The organism is Chryseobacterium sp. PCH239, assembly GCF_018924625.1.
Lineage (GTDB): Bacteria > Bacteroidota > Bacteroidia > Flavobacteriales > Weeksellaceae > Chryseobacterium > Chryseobacterium cucumeris.
Genome location: NZ_CP073027.1, coordinates 2,993,099 through 3,010,131, shown reverse-complemented (window position 1 = coordinate 3,010,131; position 17,033 = coordinate 2,993,099). Strand labels below are relative to the sequence as shown.

Genomic DNA, 17,033 nt, shown 5'->3' with positions numbered 1-17,033 from the left:
TTACAGCGCTAATGCGACAAAATATGTCGTATTATTAAATTTTATTCATTAAGAATCAACTACATTGTTTGATTTTTTATAATAAACACTTTATTTTCTAATTCCGTAATAGTATTTCTCAATTCTGAAAACATATCTTTAAGATTATAATTTTCAAAATTGGTTGAATCAAAATCTTCAGGAAAAATTCCTGATGCATATTGCCATATTTCTACAACTTCTCCCAATGGAATATCATAAGGTTGGTAAAATGAATTATCGGCAGCAACAGTTATTGATTTTTTGTTTCCGGATATGAATCGTTTATAAGAAATGCCATCATTCAAAGTCACAAAAACATAACTTTTATTCGGTTTCAGATCATCAATATTTTCAACATATTTCCCGATAATATAAGAGCCATCTTTAAAAGGCGGCATTGAATCTCCCTGGGCCGGAAAGGCACGGTACTTTCCATTGGTTAAAAAAGGAAGTGAGATTCTTTGCAGACTTTCAATATATTCCGGATCACTGTAGCCGGATAAATAACCCATTGATGCTTTTTGCGGAACGATTTCTATACTGTTGTTTCCTAGTTGATCCACAATAACAGGTAAGACAATTCGATTGTCGGGAAGCTTCAGAATATCCTCCAGCGGATACTTCCTGATGTCAACAGATACAAGAAGGTCAATACTAAGATTGAAAAACTTAGAGATTTTGATTAATATTTCGATAGGCGGCTCTGATCTGCCATCTTCATAAGAAACGTATCTGGAACGGGTGAGTTTCAAAGTATTCGCTAACTCCTGTTGAGTTTTTTCTCTCTTGCCTCTTAAAAAGCGTATGTTGTCTGAAAAAATTGACATTGTTATAAATTGTAACAACAAAAATACAAATTTTGTTTAAAAACGTAACTAAATTTGTAGCGTGAATCGTGCAATTGTACATATGGATTTGGATACATTTTTTGTGTCCTGCGAGAGACGTAATAACTCGCAGCTTCAGGGTATTCCTCTCATCATAGGAGGTGGAGACCGTGGAGTGGTAGCCTCATGTTCTTATGAAGCCAGAAAATTTGGGGTTCGCTCTGCAATGCCTATTCGTATGGCACTGAGACTTTGTCCTGATGCAAAAGTAATCCGGGGTGATCATGAAATGTATTCAAATTTATCTCATACTGTAACCGAAATTATACAAGGAAAAGTTCCGGTGATGGAGAAAGCAAGTATTGATGAATTTTATTTGGACTTATCAGGGATGGATAAGTTTTTTGGCTGCTATCAATGGACCAAAGAAATTGCTGAAACTGTTACTAAAGAGACAGGCCTTCCTATAAGCTTTGCACTGTCAACGAATAAGACCGTTTCAAAAATTGGTACGGGAGAAGCTAAACCTTTAGGGAGAATGGAAATCAAGGAACTGGAAGTACAGCCATTTTTAAATCCTTTATCCATCAAAAAAATTCCAATGGTAGGTGAAAAGACTTTCCAGTTGTTATCAAGAATCGGAATCCGGACCATTCATACCTTATCTGAAATGCCGGTACTTGTTCTGCAGCAAATGATCGGACTCAACGGAAAAGAACTTTGGAAAAAAGCCAATGGAATTGATGAGAATCCTGTGGTTCCTTATTCTGAAAGAAAGTCTATCTCAACCGAGAGAACCTTTACCAACGATACTATGGATATTATAGAATTAAAACGGCTGATATCGGGAATGGCAGAGCAATTGGCTTATCAACTGAGACAAGAAAAATGGCTTACTTCAACTGTGGTAGTAAAAATCCGATATGCCAATTTCGATACGGAAACTAAACAGTACAAAGTAGCTTATACTTCAGCTGACCATACACTTTCAAGAGTGGCATTGGAACTATTCAACCAGGTATATACAAGAAGAATGAGACTGAGATTGGTAGGATTACGGTTTACCGGACTCGTGCATGGCAACCATCAGATGAATCTGTTTGAAGATACAGAAGAACAGATGAGCCTATACCAGACAATGGATTATCTGAAGAACCGGTTTGGTGTTGATGCAGTTGGCAGGGCATCCGGTTTTGATTTTGGAAAATAATATATAAAACTTTTGATCATGTTTCTGAATTGTCATTCTTTCCACAGTCTTCGTTACGGTACCTTATCGGTAGAAGAATTGGTACGGCAGGCACATTCTTTGGGTATTAAAGAGTTGGCATTAACAGATATCAATACGATTACTGCTATTTATGATTTTAAGAAAGAATGTGAAAAGGCAGGCATTAAACCTATTGCCGGAATTGAGGTCAGAAAAGAAGACAGGCTGCTTTATATTGCTGTGGCAAAAGAGTTCTCCGGGATTGGTGAAGTCAATAAAATGTTGACAGATCATAATTGTTATGGAGGTGAACTTTCTGAAGCAGCTCCTGTATTTAAAAATGTTTTTATTGTTTATCCGATAGATAACATTCCTTCAAAGCTAAAAGAAAATGAGTTTATTGGAATCCGGGAAGAAGAACTGAACTTATTGATCCGTCCTGAATTTAAAAGGTTGGTTCCGAAAATGGTGGTTCTTCATCCGGTTACATTCAGCACTAAAAAAGAATATAATCTTCATAAAATATTAAGGGCTATTGACAAAAATACCCTGTTGTCGAAACTGAATGAACAGGATATTTGTGGGAAATCGGAATATTTTAAATCCGAAGATTTAATCATCAGTACTTTTCAAAGGTATCCTGAGATGATAAAGAATACCAGAAATTTGCTGGAAGCCTGCAGTTTTGAATTTGATTTTGAAAAAGTTAAGAACAAACAATACTATACTAAGTCCAAAGAATCTGACGTTAAACTTTTAAAAAGGTTAGCCTATTTAGGACTTGAAAAGCGTTATGGTAAAGATCATGAAATAGCAAAAATAAGAGTGGAAAAAGAACTGAAAGTAATTGATGAACTCAACTTTTGTTCTTATTTCCTCATTACCTGGGATATTGTACGATACAGTAACAGAATGGGGTTTATGCATGTAGGACGTGGAAGCGGAGCTAACTCCATTGTCAGTTATTGTATCGGTATTACAGATATATGTCCTTTGGAGCTTGACCTTTATTTTGAAAGATTTCTCAACCTTAACAGGAAAAGTCCTCCAGATTTTGATATCGACTGGAGCTGGCAGAACAGAGATGTAATCTTGGAATATATTTTTAACAGATATGGGAAAGATCACGTTGCTTTTTGTGGAACAAACGTTGAATTCAAATACAAATCGAGATTCAGAGAGGTCGGGAAAGCTTTTGGATTGCCTAAAGATGAGTTGGATGAACTGACGAAAAAGCCAATGGAAGTTCATGAAACGAATTCTGTCGTACAAACGATCCATAAATATGTCAGGCTGATGGAAAGGTTTCCCAATCAAAGGAGTATGCACGCCTGCGGAATTTTAATCTCGGAAGAACCTATTACAAACTATTCTGCCCTTGAAATGCCACCGAAGGGATTTCCAATTGTTCAATTTGATATGAATGTGGCAGAAGATGTTAAATTAGAGAAATTTGATATTCTGTCTCAAAGAGGTCTGGGAACAATAAAGGATACCGTAGATCTTATTAAAAAAACAAGAGGAATTGATGTTGATATCCGTGATACAAGCATTTCCAAAGATGAAGAAAAAGCCAATGAATATCTGGCCATAGGAAAAACGATCGGCTGCTTTTACATAGAATCTCCCGCCATGCGTGGGCTTTTAAGAAGATTACAATGTGACAATTACAGAATCCTCGTTGCTGCTTCTTCTATTATCAGACCTGGAGTAGCACAAAGTGGTATGATGCGGGAATACATTTTCAGGCATAATCATCCGGATCAGTTTGAATATTTTCATTCTGTTTTTGAGGAAAATCTAAAAGAAACGTATGGCATTATGGTATATCAGGAAGATGTAATTAAAATTGCACAATATTTCGGAGGACTTACTCATGCTGACGGTGATATTCTGCGTCGTGCGATGAGTGGAAAAGAGCGATCAATTGAAAAATTGAATGAAGTAAAGGCCAACTTCTTTAAATCCTGTCAAGAGCAGGGGCATTCTGAAGCGCTTACTGCTGAGGCTTTTCGTCAGATTGAGTCTTTTGCAGGGTATTCTTTCTGTAAAGCACATTCAGCTTCATATGCGGTGGAAAGCTACCAAAGTCTTTATCTGAAAGTATATTATCCATTGGAGTTTATGGTTTCTGTGATTAATAATCAGGGAGGATTTTACCGCACCGAAGTCTATATTCATGAAACAAAAATGTCAGGTGGAAACGTTCAGGTTCCTTGTGTGAATTCAAGTGAATTCCAGACTACGTTAAAAGGGAAAGATATCTTTTTGGGATTAATGCTTTTGGAAGGATTAGAAACAAGAATTGCCCACGGAATTGTGGAAGAACGCGAAAGAAATGGAGATTACAAATCTCTGGAAGATTTTATCAGACGAATTCCCATTGGTATTGAAACAATACAGATATTAATTTTTATTGGAGCATTCAGGTTTACGGGGAAACCTAAAAATGAATTGCTGGTGGAAGCCAGGCTGTTATTGGTCAATTTTAAACCGGAACAAAGAGGGCTTATGCTGATTGAAGAACCCGTTCATGAGTTTAAACTTCCGCAGTTAAAAAGAGAACAGTTTGAAGATGCTTTTGACGAAATTGAACTCATTGGCTTTCCTGTTTCATGTAGCCCCTTCGACTTGTTACAGACCCAATATAGAGGCTCTGTGTTTGTAAAAGATTTATTGAAATTTCATAAAAAGCAAGTGAAAATGTTGGCTTATCTGATTGCCAGAAAACATGTCCCAACGAAGAAAGGAGAAATGTATTTCGGGACGTGGATTGATGCAAATGGAGATTATTTTGATACCGCACATTTTCCGGACAGTCTGAAACAATATGGTTTTCAGGGAGGAGGATGCTATTTACTTTTGGGAACAGTAGAAGTAGATTATCATTTTCCCACAATTACTATCCATAAAATGGCCAAAATGCCGATGATTCCTGATCCGCGGTACTCTTATGATAAAGAAAGACAATATGATATCCATCAACAGATTAAGGAAGATGTAAGCATGACTCATAGGAAGCCTTATCCACAGGCCCATGAGATTGGACTGCCCAGACATCGGATAGTAAAATAGTATTTTTTATATTAACTTTAGATTTCATTGATGTTATTTTAATTCAAAAATTCTGCTTATTTTTCCCTTTTCACGATTTCTTGCCGAATGGAAAATAAATGTACTGATATCAATAATTTATTAGAAAAACTATCTCTGGAAGGCTTTTCCGGATATGAATTTGTAGACTACTGGGATGCAGATACTATGGCTGTAGGAATGAAGAAGGGGAATGTTCTCATCTATATTTCTGCATATGACTATTCTAAAACCAATGGCTATGATGTGATTATGGAGGAATTTGAAACAGGAATAATATTGAAATCAGAGTACAAGAGATCATACCATGAACTTATTAATGATCTTCTATATTTTTTGAAATAATTTTTTCTTAATTGGGTGTATTTATTTCCTTTCATACTTCCAGTTTCTTCCTTTACCTTCAGCAATCCATTCCAGAGCCTGATCCATTCTTTTATTTCGGGTAGTTTCTGTTTTAGCTTCTGCAATCCATGTAATATATTCTTTTCTAAAGGACGGAGAAGCCTTTAAAAATAGGTCAAGAGCTTTCTGATTGGCATTTAATGCATTCTGAAAATAATCAGGAATTTCCATTTCTGTTTTGGAAGGAGCCGCTTTTTTCATGGTAACGCCCATATCAGTAAGCTCCATCGCTTCTTTAATTGCTTTTTTCAGCTGTGGTTTGGAAGGAAGATCTCCGACCTGCGTAATTTTTCCTAAACTGAACATCGAGTTTTTCTCAATATTCTGAGTGATCTCCTGCATGGTTTTCATTTCTTTTTCCAGCCAGAACCCAAAAGTACAGTGCTGTTTGAAAGAAGCCATAGCACAAAGATTTTTCCCTTTATAGATAAAATGGGGAAAGCTCCACTTCATGGTTTCTTCAGCATCAGGGCAGAATTCATGAACGGTTTCACGGATATAATGCAGGATAGGTTTCGCAAAATCCTGTGATTTTTCAATATAGGCATCAATTTTGGGACTGTATTTCTCCATCGTTTTTATTGGAATAATTGTACAATTTCATTAACAAGAAATTTTACCTGATCAGGTCTTCCTCTGTCATTTTTAGGGTTGTTGGAATAGCTTCCGGTTTTTACAATAACCATATTGTGCTCCGGAACCATAATGATATATTGACCCTGTAATCCCAGGAAATAATAATGTTTGATGGGGTTGTCATGATTAATCCAAAGTCCCATTCCATAAATGTTTTCAGACTTTTCAGTAGGAGTTCTCATCTGTTCAATGAAATCTTGATTGAGGATTTGCAGGTCTCCCGCTTTTCCATCATCCAGAAATAACTGTCCCAGCTTGGCAAAATCTCTTGCATTGGAATGAATACAGCAATAGGCTTTTTCCATACCATGATTATCCGTAGTCCATTTAGCATTTTGCTCCATTCCCAAAGGAGCCCAGAACTTTTCTGATAAATAATTTGCCAATGGTTTATCCAGTGCTTTTCGAAGAGCAAAACCAAGAAGTTGTGTAGAACCGCTTTGATATTCAAATCTGACTCCTGGTTCTTCTTTGAATTTTCTTGTGAATACAGCTTTTACAAGGCTTTTTCCATAATAGGCTTTAGCATTGGGCAGAAAAGGATTGTTGTAGTCTTCATTCCAGTCCAGTCCGGATTCCATTTGAGCTAAATTTTTAAGGGTAACCTTATTTCCAAAGGGTTTGTTTTTAAATTCAGAATAAAAATCTGAAAACTTTTCATCAATAGATGGAATAATTCCTTCTTCCAGTGCTTTACCCAAAAGCATCACAGTCACTGCTTTTGCCATAGAAAAAGAATTGGTTTGGGATAGCTGGTTATAGCCTTCCCAGTATTGTTCATGAAGAATTCTTCCATTTCTTATCACTACCAAAGCTGCTGTTCTGGAGTGTTTTAAGTTTTCAACTAAGTATTTAGGTAAATCTTTTTTGTTGTAGTCAGGATCTTCTTCCCATAGCCTGGGCTCTTCCGTCGCAATAGGGTTGCTGGGGAAAAGATCTCCGTCGTCGATGTATGCACTTGATTTTCCTTTAAGGTAGGTTTTGGAAATACCACTAAATAAGTAATCATATCCAAAAAAATAAGCCGCTGCTGCACCTGCTACAGCTCCACCTATCATATACTTTAGTATTCTCATTTTTTCACGAATGGGTCTTTAACAAATTTAGAATAATTTGGTTATAAAATTTAAAATGAATCAGCAAATAAGTTATTTTTGTTCTTATTGAAGAAAACTATGACCAGAAAACTTTTTGTATTGGGGTACTTCCTATTTTCAATTATGGGAATAGCCCAGATTTATAAACCAATAGATACCGCAGATTATATACAGAGAAAAGCGTTTTTAAAGAGTTTTGAAGGAAATAATGAAGCCACTGTAAAGAGATTAAAGTCCCAATATTCCGGAAAAACAGGTTCTGAATTATCCAAAATTTATAAAGAATTCGGAACTGATTTTGAAAAGCAGGTGAAGAATAAGGATTTTATCTTTAAATCTGAATTTGAAACCAGTATACAGTCTATGATTCTACGTCTTAAAAAGAATAATCCTACAATTCCTCAGGACCTGAAAATTCTGATTGCAAAAGACAACACACCCAATGCTTATTGTCTTGCTGATGGAACCTTTGTCATCAACATGGGGCTTTACAGCTGGCTGAATAATGAGGAACAGATTGCCGCGGTGATTGCCCATGAGCTGGGACATAAAATCCAGGAGCATTCCCTGAAGACTTTTTTGAAAATTATCGAACAGGATAAACAGGATAAAGTGGTGGTGCAGAACATAAAATCTACTACAACAAGCAGAAGTCAGGACCAGAACCAAAAGGCTTTCGATATTTTTAAAAATACAGCCTACAAGAAAGGAGTAGAAAGAAGGCAAAGCGAAATGCAGGCAGATTCTTTGGGATATGTTATCTTTAAAAACAGTGATTTCAAGAAAGCAGAATTCATCAATGCTCTTCAGAGATTGCAGGATTTTGATACCATTTCACCAAGAGAGCTGAAGGTAGAAACATATAAAAAACTATTTAATCTTCCCAAGCAGGCATTCAATGAAAAATGGATGAAGAAGGAAGATTTCTCTCTGTACAATTATAATTTCTATAAAGAAAAGCTGAACAAAGACTCTCTTGCTTCTCATCCTGAAGTTTCCAGAAGATTAGAAGTGCTTAAAAAGACATTTACAGAGCTTAAAACTCCTGTTAGTCCGGAAAAACCCTCAGATCTGTTTTTAACATTAAGAAAAACGGCGAGAATGGAGATTTTACCCAATTATTTCCATTCAGAAGATTATGGACTTGGAATCTATGCTGCCATGCAGTTTTTACAGGATGAAGAGGAGGAAAAGTACTATAAAAGCTGGTTGGGAAGATGCTTTACCAAAATATATGAAGCAAGAAAAAATTATAATCTGAACCGGTATCTGGATAGAATAGAACCTAAAAATCAAAGTGAAAGTTATCAGCAGTTTCTGAACTTTATGTGGAACTTAAGCCTTGATGAAATAAAGAATATCGCAGATTTTTATCAGACGAATGAGACAATCGCTAAAATAGATTGATTAAGCAGATTAAAAAACTAATTACAGTTTTAGCTGTTAAACCTTAAATACATCAAGTTATTACGTGTTTTCTGGTGATTATGGCGTCGATATAAATGGAATATTCCAAAAGATCGGAGTTCAAACCCTATTGTAAATACTGAAGTAAATTGATTCCCATGAAATAAAAAAAATAAATTTTTAATAATAAAGTAAAATACCATGAAAAAATTCATTTTAACTATCATAGTCTTATCTTCAGTTGTAACAAGTTGTTCTAAAGAAGAAGGTACAACAGAAAATGATAAAGTATTATCCAAATCATCCATTTTAAATAACAACAATTCATCTGGAAAGACAGCCGGAAAAGAGTATACGCAGCAATTGCCTTATCTTGATGCTCATACAGATTTTATGGTTTTCAATGTTGAAAATGATCTTGCCCATAAGATGAATGACCCCAAAGTTGACTGGAAAACCATCAATGCACTTTATAGTGCAGATTTAAGTACGGCTTCAAAACAATATCTGATTTATATATTATTTGCGAAAAAAGATTTACTGGGTATTCAAAATACTGCACCCACTACAGATCAAGCTAAATTAATAGCACAATATGCTCAGGAATTGGTCAATACAAAGTATCCTGGATATTGCCTTCTATATAATACATTATTAACCTTGAATTCTACGGAATATGCACCGTTATCGGAAACGCTTGCATCCCAAATTGTTTTCAACTCAAAAACGGAGGTTTTCCACTCAAATTTTCTGAACAGGCCAGAAGGAAGAGATCCTTATGTAGCAAAGGTTAAAGAAGATTATACCTACCTAGATAAAATTAAAACCGAATTTTAAATAAAAGAATTTAGAGTAAAGGAAATATTATTAGTGCTGTATTCAAAAGTCAAAGAAAAACCCTGATGTTTAGTCAGGGTTCTTTTTGTATTAATAATTTAATTTCTCCAGACGGATCTTGTTAAACTTTTCTTTTTCATTATACTCCCGAAGCAGAATGTAGCCTTCTTTTCCAACGTATGGCGTTACTGCATAATTATCTTTTTCAGAGATCGGAATAATCTCCTGTTTGAATTTTCCATCAATAATGGTATTGATAAACAAATTCCATCTTTTCTGCCTGGTTACTTCGTCTTTTTGATAGTCACGATAGAAAAACACTACGTCTTTTCCACCGTTGAGGTATTGTGAGAAGAGATAATCACTGTTGACCCATTTTGATTTTTCCTTTTCAAAAACCTGAACATTTTTCACTTTGAAATCTTTATCTGTGTAGATATACACAAGATCTGTAGTCTTTGGAGCGTTGTATTGCCCTGCCGGTTTATATTTTTCGGATAAAATACCCACACTTCCATCGTTCATAAAGTACATATCTTTGGTCTGAAGCATATAACCGCTTTCTACCATTCCATATTTGTTGACCTTGGGAAGAAAAGCAGAAATATTGGGTTCATAATTGATCGCTTTCATATCTACCGAAAAATCAGATTTGTTGAGGATCATTCTTGCAAATCCTACTGATTCTGAATCATCATAGTTTCTTCCCAGCAGAACTATTTTATCATCAAAAGTTTTATCATTATCAAGCTTTCTGTAGTTGGAGTAGAAGGATTCAATATTGTCTATTGTATCATCAGATAATCCGGTAATCGGTTTGTTGGATGTTTCTTTTCCGGTTTTCATGTCAAGAACCATCAGATTGAATGTCTTCTGTTTGTCATTCACTTTCTTCAGGATACAGTACATATAATTTTCGTCTCTTTCCAGAACGGATAAAGTAGTGTACAGTTTTTTACTTCCGTCAGTGTTGTATTTGTATCTCCAGATTTCCTTTTTGTTGTCATCAAACCTCATGAGGCTGTTGCTGTTTTCATACTTCCCATAATCTTTGTATTCAACAGCAAAATAGCCACCTTCTTTCAGTTCTCCTACCGCAGAAACGTAGTTATAGCCTTTCTCTTTTTTCTCATCACGGTTTTCCTTACGTTGTTCCTTCCAGCTCTTCGGTTCGTTGATCTCTTTGAAAGTGCCGTTTTCCAGATAATCATAATATATTTTTCGGGTAATAGAGTTGGTTTTCGGATCGATTACCATAGAAACCGGAGTAAAGACTTCTTTGCTCTTCACAAGAGAATAATCCATCATGGAAGGCTTTAAAATAATCTGACCTTTAAAATCAACATATCCCAAATAAGAAGCAGCCGTAATATCTCCCTCAAACTCTTTATTGGCAACAGGGTTGAGGTTTTTATCGAGGATAACATACTCAAACTTCTTGGTCTTATCACCGGATTTACCGTAAGAGTATAGAGAAACGTAGCCGTAAAGATTGTCTTTATCATCGAATAGAGCATTCATTCCCACGTGATCACCTGCAGCGAGAGTTGTCAGGTCCTGAGTTTGAGAAAATGCAAATGTCTGGATCAGTCCAAACATCATCAGCGTTATTTTTTTCATGGTTAAAATTTGAGCGATAAAAGTAATAAATTAACCCATATGTTGCGAAAAATAAAAAAGCCCTGGAAATATTTCCAAAGCTTATGATCTAAAAAGGCAGAACAATTACTAATAGTATTCGTAAAGCCAGTTATGAGTGCTTGTTCCATAACCCGAGCTTTCATAAGTAGTAACGGCTTTGGTAGGATAGTTATCTCCGTTAAGCGTGTAAACGGCTGTAATTTTATTGGTTCCGTTAGATGAACCGGAATAACTCTCGGTTTGATTCAATAAATTATTATAACCTATTTGACCATCACTCACGTCAAATAAATTGATCTTAACAAAACCTTTAATCCCTTTCATAGGATTATTGAAAGTGTCATAAGTATTGGTGATATTGTAGGTAACTCCGTTATAAGTATATTTAGCTGAGGCCACATTTCCGGCATTGGTTAAATTGACATCCACCTGTGCAAATACAAGATTGGAATATGTTCCTGTTGCAGGATTATAAGTTCCGCTTTTATACTCATCAAACTGAACATGGGTATCACTGAGATACTGATAGATTTTGGTATAGGTAAGCGTTCCCTGTTCTTTATCAGTAATTTTCTCCGTTGAAAGCCTTCCATTAGAATAGGTGAATTCTCTCATCAGAACCAGAGTGCCACCAATGAACTCTTCTGTTTTAGCAATATAATCTCCACTGTAAGTATAAACAACTCGATCATCATCCAGTGCATTATATGTTTCTACAAGTTTATCTCCATTATATTTGAATTCCACCACATAGGGCTGACCACCCGGGTTGACGTCTGTTGCTTTTTTTAAGAGATGAAAAGGCCCGTTATTATTGTTCTGAGAATTATTGCTGTTGTCTCTGTGGTCGGCCGGATTATCATTAGAGACACAACTTGAGAGCAATGCCACAGCAAGTGATGAAAACATCAGTTTTTTCATGGTTATTATTAGTTTAGTTTTTAGTCCGCTAAAAATAATCATTTTTGTGGTAGGTTGTTCCGGAATGTATGAAAAATAAAAAAGCCCTGAAAAAACAGGGCTTTTAAACTATAATTGAGAAAGTAAATTTCTGAAGTTCGTTTTTTCATCAATGATTCTTCTCAGCTCTGAAACAGGAACTCTTTCCTGCTGCATCGTATCTCTGTCTCTGATGGTTACCGTGTGATCTGTAAGAGAATCGTGATCCACAGTGATACAGTATGGAGTACCAATGGCATCCTGTCTTCTGTAACGTTTTCCGATCGCATCTTTCTCTTCGTAGAACAGGTTGAAATCATATTTCAGATCATTGAAAATCTTTTCTGCATATTCTGCTAAACCATCTTTCTTCATCAATGGAAGAATAGCTGCTTTAATGGGTGCCAATGCCGGAGGTAACGATAAAACTGTTCTTTCTGAACCGTCTTCTAACGTTTCATCTCTTAAACAATGAGAGAATATGGAAAGGAATAATCTGTCTAAACCTACAGAAGTTTCCACTACATAAGGAACATAGTTTTCGTTTCTCTCAGGATCAAAGAACTGAAGTTTTCTTCCTGAGAATTCTTCATGCGCTTTTAAGTCGAAATCCGTTCTTGAGTGAATACCTTCCAGCTCTTTAAATCCGAATGGGAAGTTAAACTCAATATCAGCCGCAGCATTCGCATAGTGAGCAAGCTTTTCATGATCGTGGAATCTGTAGTTCTCATTCCCCAGACCTAAAGCTCTGTGCCAGTTCAGACGTTTCTGCTTCCACTGTTCGTAGAATTCAAGTTCTGTTCCCGGAGCTACGAAAAACTGCATTTCCATTTGTTCGAACTCACGCATTCTGAAAATGAACTGTCTCGCAACAATCTCATTTCTGAATGCTTTACCGATCTGCGCAATACCGAAAGGAAGCTTGTGACGTGAAGTTTTCTGTACGTTTAAGAAGTTAACGAAAATACCCTGAGCCGTTTCAGGTCTCAGATAAAGATCCATAGCACTGTCAGCAGAAGCTCCCAGCTTTGTCCCGAACATCAGGTTGAACTGTCTTACTTCAGTCCAGTTTTTAGAACCTGTATCAGGATCTGCAATTTCAAGCTCCTCAATCAAAGCTTTTACATCAGCAAGGTCTTCATTTTCCAGAGATTTTGCCAGTCTTGAAAGAATAGCCTCTCTTTTTGCTCTGTATTCAATAATTTTTGGATTGGTAGCAACAAACTGATCTTTATCGAAAGCATCCCCGAATCTTTTCGCTGCTTTTTCGATTTCTTTATTCTCTTTATCTTCAATTTTAGCACAATAATCTTCCACCAAAACGTCTGCTCTGAAACGTTTCTTAGAATCTTTATTATCAATCAATGGATCGTTGAAAGCGTCTACGTGGCCCGATGCCTTCCAGGTTGTTGGGTGCATAAGGATCGCCGAATCAATGCCGACAATATTTTCGTTAAGCTGTACCATAGCTTTCCACCAATATTGTTTGATATTATTTTTTAGTTCGGCACCGTTCTGTCCATAATCATAAACAGCGGATAAACCATCATAGATCTCACTCGATGGGAAAATAAAACCATATTCTTTAGCGTGAGAAATCACTTTCTTGAAAACATCTTCTTGCTTTGCCATAATTTTTTTACGTCTGAAATGCAAAAATAGCAATTTGGATCCAAAATCATGAGATTCAATAAAAAAAGCAGTTAATAAACAGACAAATATTGACAATTTAATTTTTCAGGAGCCGGGAACCCGCTCTCCGTTGCAATTCCTCGCTCGGCGGCTCTGCTTCGCGCCGCCGCCTCGCTGCGGGATTTTCTCTCAGATCGGGGCTATTGATAAAGGAATGTCTAACCCTGTTAGGTTTACAAAGATGGTAGCATATAATATCAATCGAAAAATCTTTACTTTTGCCGGATGTTAGAAATTCTTTATCATGACGAGCATCTTATTGCCATCAACAAACCCAGCGGATTACTGGTTCATAAATCTTTTTATGCCGGAGAAGCTGATACCTATGCTATTCAGGAGTTGAAGAAACAGATCGGGCAAAAAGTGTATCCCGTACATCGGTTAGACCGGAAAACTTCGGGGGTTCTGCTTTTTACTCTGGATAAAGATACTCTTAGAATCATGAGCGAGCAGTTTGCATCACGCGATGTAGAGAAGAAATATCTGGCCATTCTTCGGGGTTGGACAAAAGAAGAAGAAACGATTGATTATGACTTGGTTAATGAAAATGAAGTTAAGCAAAATGCCGTTACAAACTATCGCCGTTTGCAGACTTCAGAAATAGATTTACCTTTTCTAAAGCATCAGACTTCGAGATATTCTTTGGTAGAAGCCATTCCTGAAACGGGAAGATTTCATCAGCTGAGAAAACATTTTAAACATATTCTCCATCCTATTTTAGGTTGCCGGAAACATGGTTGCAACAAACAAAATAAGTTGTGGCTTCAGACATTTGACATCAACAAAATGACGCTTCACGCACACCAGCTGATTTTTAATCATCCCATTTCTAACGAAAGAATTACAGTAAATGCTACTATAGATGAAGAGTTCAAAAGAGTAGGGGATATTCTGAAATTCGATCTGAGTGAGTACTCTTCATTAAAACCTTGACTTATCACAAGCATGGTGTTTCTAAGTATCTCAAAAGGTATTTAATAGTACTTTTCCCTGTGCCCATTGTTTTAAAGCAATGTTCGCAAAGTTTAATTATGTCTGCTTTTTATTTCCGATCGCAAGAGCACTTCGTTCCCCCTTGCGAACCAAAATGTTTTCAGGATAATCATCTTTCTTTGCGGTCGCCGCATTAAAAAAATCCCACTGAGTTGTTGAGTATACAGTTGTTTTCCAGTTTATAGATACTATAGATGAGCCATTTCGATAAAATATCATACATCAATCTAGCATTAATTTTAAAATGAGTAATTTTGTAAAACTTTTTTTCAATGTACAAATCGCTCATTCGTCCGATCCTTTTCAAATTTGATCCTGAAGAAGTTCATCATTTTACATTTTCAATGCTTAAAAATTTTGGATTTCTTACCAAACTGTTTTTACCAAAACCTATTGAAGACAAGCGTCTGGAAAGAGAAGTTTTCGGATTAAAATTTAAAAATCCTGTAGGACTGGCTGCGGGTTTTGATAAGAATGCAGTGTTATTTAACGAATTGGGAGATCTTGGTTTCGGATTTGTAGAAATCGGAACGGTAACTCCAAGAGCTCAGGCCGGAAATCCTAAGAAAAGATTGTTCCGTTTGATTGAAGATGGTGGGATCATCAACAGAATGGGATTCAACAACGATGGTCTTGAAGCTGCTATTGAAAAGCTGAAATCTAACAAAGGAAAAATAATCATCGGTGGAAACATCGGGAAAAATACAGATACAAGCCCGGAAAATTATACCCAGGATTATCTGGACTGTTTTGAAGGTCTTCATCCTCATGTAGATTACTTTGTCCTAAATGTAAGCTGCCCGAATGTTGGAAGCCACGCCAAGCTGGAAGACGTAGACTATCTGAAAGAGCTGATTACGGAAGTGAAAAAGATAAACCAGTCAAAATCTGTACAGAAACCTATATTACTGAAAATTGCACCGGATTTGAATAATAATCAATTGGATGAAATTATTGAACTGATTGCAGAAACAAAAATCGATGGAATTGTAGTGTCCAATACTTCTGTGAACAGAGAAGGGCTGAAAACCTCCCCCGAAGTTTTAGAACAGATAGGAAATGGTGGATTAAGTGGAAAGCCCATTCGTGAAAGAAGTACAAAAATGATCAAATACCTTTCTGATAAAAGCAACAGGGCATTTCCAATCATTGGTGTAGGAGGAATTCATTCTGCTAAAGATGCGATGGAGAAGCTGGATGCAGGAGCTGTATTGGTTCAGTTGTACACCGGATTTATTTATGAAGGCCCGCAACTGATCAACGACATCAATCAGGAATTACTAAAAAGAGCCAGCAGATTACCGAGATAAAATAAAAGAGAGTTGATATGACTCTCTTTTTTATTTTGACTTTACAACAGATGCGTTTTTAATATTTACTGTAAGCGTATGGGGCGGAGTGCTTTCGGATTTGCCTATTTTATAGGTAATTGTTTGTTTGTCTTTGGATTTCGTTTTGGTAACGTCATATATATTCTCCCGGCAGCTCTCAGTAAGGAATTCTTCATAGTTTTTATAATTCCAGTCTTTTGTGAAGTATAGTACTCTATAGCCTTTTTCTCCTTCACTTGCCCCGCACTGTCCACAGGCATTAAAATTCGATGTCTGCTCAAAGTACAATAAAACCCGGTTCCCGTTTTCTCCTGAAGAATAGGAAATTAGCTCGTTTCCGCCTGCTTTATTGATAAAATCATAGGTGTTGATTTTTTATTATTCGGTAAGTACAGATAATTGTTGAGGCGGTAGATCATAGCATTGCCCGTAAATAATTTTGCAGGCAGAACTTTTTTCCCAAAATAAAAAGACCCCGTCACCGGATTTTTATCCGTATTGATCTTTTCAAATATAAGATATTCCTGCGGCGAAAGCTTTTGTGCCATCTCATCCGTTTTTTCAACTTTCTGCAGCGAGGTGATCTGCTCTTTCAGAAGCTTTGATTTCTGTTTTTGTTTCGTCCCAAAATTATACAGCGACAAATTTCCATAATAGTCATATATTCCGGTAAGCGGGATTTTCTTTTTGTATTTGTCATAATAATACCATCCATCCACATAATGCTGGTATTGATCACAATCGACAATGCCTGTGTAGCTAAGTTCAACAGTAATTGGTATTCCTCCGATTTCCCCGGTAAAAGTCTGGGAAGAATCTGTTACTTTCTTTAATTCAACTTTTTGACCGATAAAAAAAGTGAGGAAAAAGAAAAAGAAGACACTGAAAATTTTTTTCATGGTTG

15 protein-coding genes are annotated in these 17,033 nt (G+C 36.3%); 7 read left to right on the top strand and 8 right to left on the bottom strand.

What is annotated here, in order from left to right; genetic code table 11:
• Positions 1-59: 59 nt before the first annotated feature.
• Positions 60-848 (bottom strand): LexA family transcriptional regulator, encoded by a 789-nt coding sequence (locus tag KBP46_RS13935; RefSeq protein WP_120232454.1) that lies wholly within the window; start codon positions 846-848, stop codon positions 60-62.
• 61 nt (positions 849-909) lie between these two features.
• Between KBP46_RS13935 and dinB the strand changes: the two genes are divergently transcribed.
• From dinB to KBP46_RS13920, 3 genes are all read left to right on the top strand, one after another.
• Entirely contained in the window at positions 910-2,058 is a 1,149-nt protein-coding gene (dinB, locus tag KBP46_RS13930) for a DNA polymerase IV (protein ID WP_062673196.1), read from the top strand.
• Between the two features lie 18 nt (positions 2,059-2,076).
• A complete protein-coding gene (locus KBP46_RS13925; RefSeq protein WP_216443507.1) occupies positions 2,077-5,133 on the top strand; it encodes a DNA polymerase III subunit alpha in 3,057 nt (1,018 codons plus the stop codon).
• 87 nt (positions 5,134-5,220) lie between these two features.
• Positions 5,221-5,496, top strand: coding sequence for a hypothetical protein (locus KBP46_RS13920; RefSeq protein WP_062673200.1), 276 nt, complete (start codon positions 5,221-5,223; stop codon positions 5,494-5,496).
• 21 nt (positions 5,497-5,517) lie between these two features.
• Here the strand turns inward: KBP46_RS13920 and KBP46_RS13915 are convergent, their stop codons facing one another.
• Positions 5,518-6,129, bottom strand: coding sequence for a YdeI family protein (locus KBP46_RS13915; RefSeq protein ID WP_216443506.1), 612 nt, complete (start codon positions 6,127-6,129; stop codon positions 5,518-5,520).
• Between the two features lie 5 nt (positions 6,130-6,134).
• Positions 6,135-7,268, bottom strand: a complete 1,134-nt coding sequence (locus tag KBP46_RS13910) for a serine hydrolase (RefSeq protein WP_216443505.1) — start codon at positions 7,266-7,268, stop codon at positions 6,135-6,137.
• A gap of 99 nt (positions 7,269-7,367) precedes the next feature.
• On the opposite strand from KBP46_RS13910, the gene KBP46_RS13905 reads away from it, so the two are divergent.
• Positions 7,368-8,696 (top strand): M48 family metalloprotease, encoded by a 1,329-nt coding sequence (locus KBP46_RS13905; protein ID WP_216443504.1) that lies wholly within the window; start codon positions 7,368-7,370, stop codon positions 8,694-8,696.
• A 201-nt stretch (positions 8,697-8,897) separates the two neighbouring features.
• Entirely contained in the window at positions 8,898-9,533 is a 636-nt protein-coding gene (locus tag KBP46_RS13900) for a hypothetical protein (RefSeq protein ID WP_062673206.1), read from the top strand.
• 90 nt (positions 9,534-9,623) lie between these two features.
• Here KBP46_RS13900 and KBP46_RS13895 read toward each other — a convergent pair whose 3' ends face one another.
• The 3 genes from KBP46_RS13895 to KBP46_RS13885 all read right to left on the bottom strand — a co-directional run bounded on the left by KBP46_RS13895 (position 9,624) and on the right by KBP46_RS13885 (position 13,745).
• Positions 9,624-11,153: a hypothetical protein gene (locus KBP46_RS13895; protein ID WP_120232460.1), complete on the bottom strand. Its 1,530-nt coding sequence runs from the start codon at positions 11,151-11,153 to the stop codon at positions 9,624-9,626.
• Positions 11,154-11,261: 108 nt separating this feature from the next.
• Positions 11,262-12,095, bottom strand: coding sequence for a hypothetical protein (locus KBP46_RS13890; RefSeq protein ID WP_216443503.1), 834 nt, complete (start codon positions 12,093-12,095; stop codon positions 11,262-11,264).
• 108 nt (positions 12,096-12,203) lie between these two features.
• Complete coding sequence (locus KBP46_RS13885) at positions 12,204-13,745, bottom strand: glycine--tRNA ligase (protein ID WP_062673212.1); 1,542 nt, start codon at positions 13,743-13,745, stop codon at positions 12,204-12,206.
• A 285-nt stretch (positions 13,746-14,030) separates the two neighbouring features.
• Between KBP46_RS13885 and KBP46_RS13880 the strand changes: the two genes are divergently transcribed.
• Complete coding sequence (locus KBP46_RS13880; RefSeq protein ID WP_062673214.1) at positions 14,031-14,738, top strand: pseudouridine synthase; 708 nt, start codon at positions 14,031-14,033, stop codon at positions 14,736-14,738.
• 332 nt (positions 14,739-15,070) lie between these two features.
• Positions 15,071-16,108, top strand: a complete 1,038-nt coding sequence (locus KBP46_RS13875) for a quinone-dependent dihydroorotate dehydrogenase (RefSeq protein WP_123278614.1) — start codon at positions 15,071-15,073, stop codon at positions 16,106-16,108.
• Between the two features lie 30 nt (positions 16,109-16,138).
• On the opposite strand, the gene KBP46_RS13870 is transcribed toward KBP46_RS13875, so the two are convergent.
• The gene (locus tag KBP46_RS13870; protein ID WP_216443502.1) at positions 16,139-16,417 is read right to left on the bottom strand and encodes a hypothetical protein; all 279 of its coding nucleotides are present in this window, start codon (positions 16,415-16,417) and stop codon (positions 16,139-16,141) included.
• 38 nt (positions 16,418-16,455) lie between these two features.
• Positions 16,456-17,028: a hypothetical protein gene (locus KBP46_RS13865; RefSeq protein ID WP_216443501.1), complete on the bottom strand. Its 573-nt coding sequence runs from the start codon at positions 17,026-17,028 to the stop codon at positions 16,456-16,458.
• Between the last annotated feature and the right edge of the window lie 5 nt (positions 17,029-17,033).

What these genes read in the sequence shown, in the direction of transcription:
- KBP46_RS13880 (WP_062673214.1), top strand. Translation starts at nt 14,031, where the DNA reads ATGTTAGAAATTCTTTATCATGACGAGCATCTTATTGCCATCAACAAA.
- KBP46_RS13925 (WP_216443507.1), top strand. Translation starts at nt 2,077, where the DNA reads ATGTTTCTGAATTGTCATTCTTTCCACAGTCTTCGTTACGGTACCTTA.
- KBP46_RS13905 (WP_216443504.1), top strand. Translation starts at nt 7,368, where the DNA reads ATGACCAGAAAACTTTTTGTATTGGGGTACTTCCTATTTTCAATTATG.
- KBP46_RS13900 (WP_062673206.1), top strand. Translation starts at nt 8,898, where the DNA reads ATGAAAAAATTCATTTTAACTATCATAGTCTTATCTTCAGTTGTAACA.
- KBP46_RS13920 (WP_062673200.1), top strand. Translation starts at nt 5,221, where the DNA reads ATGGAAAATAAATGTACTGATATCAATAATTTATTAGAAAAACTATCT.
- KBP46_RS13865 (WP_216443501.1), bottom strand. Translation starts at nt 17,028, where the DNA reads ATGAAAAAAATTTTCAGTGTCTTCTTTTTCTTTTTCCTCACTTTTTTT.
- KBP46_RS13915 (WP_216443506.1), bottom strand. Translation starts at nt 6,129, where the DNA reads ATGGAGAAATACAGTCCCAAAATTGATGCCTATATTGAAAAATCACAG.
- KBP46_RS13910 (WP_216443505.1), bottom strand. Translation starts at nt 7,268, where the DNA reads ATGAGAATACTAAAGTATATGATAGGTGGAGCTGTAGCAGGTGCAGCA.
- KBP46_RS13890 (WP_216443503.1), bottom strand. Translation starts at nt 12,095, where the DNA reads ATGAAAAAACTGATGTTTTCATCACTTGCTGTGGCATTGCTCTCAAGT.
- KBP46_RS13895 (WP_120232460.1), bottom strand. Translation starts at nt 11,153, where the DNA reads ATGAAAAAAATAACGCTGATGATGTTTGGACTGATCCAGACATTTGCA.
- KBP46_RS13935 (WP_120232454.1), bottom strand. Translation starts at nt 848, where the DNA reads ATGTCAATTTTTTCAGACAACATACGCTTTTTAAGAGGCAAGAGAGAA.
- KBP46_RS13885 (WP_062673212.1), bottom strand. Translation starts at nt 13,745, where the DNA reads ATGGCAAAGCAAGAAGATGTTTTCAAGAAAGTGATTTCTCACGCTAAA.
- KBP46_RS13875 (WP_123278614.1), top strand. Translation starts at nt 15,071, where the DNA reads ATGTACAAATCGCTCATTCGTCCGATCCTTTTCAAATTTGATCCTGAA.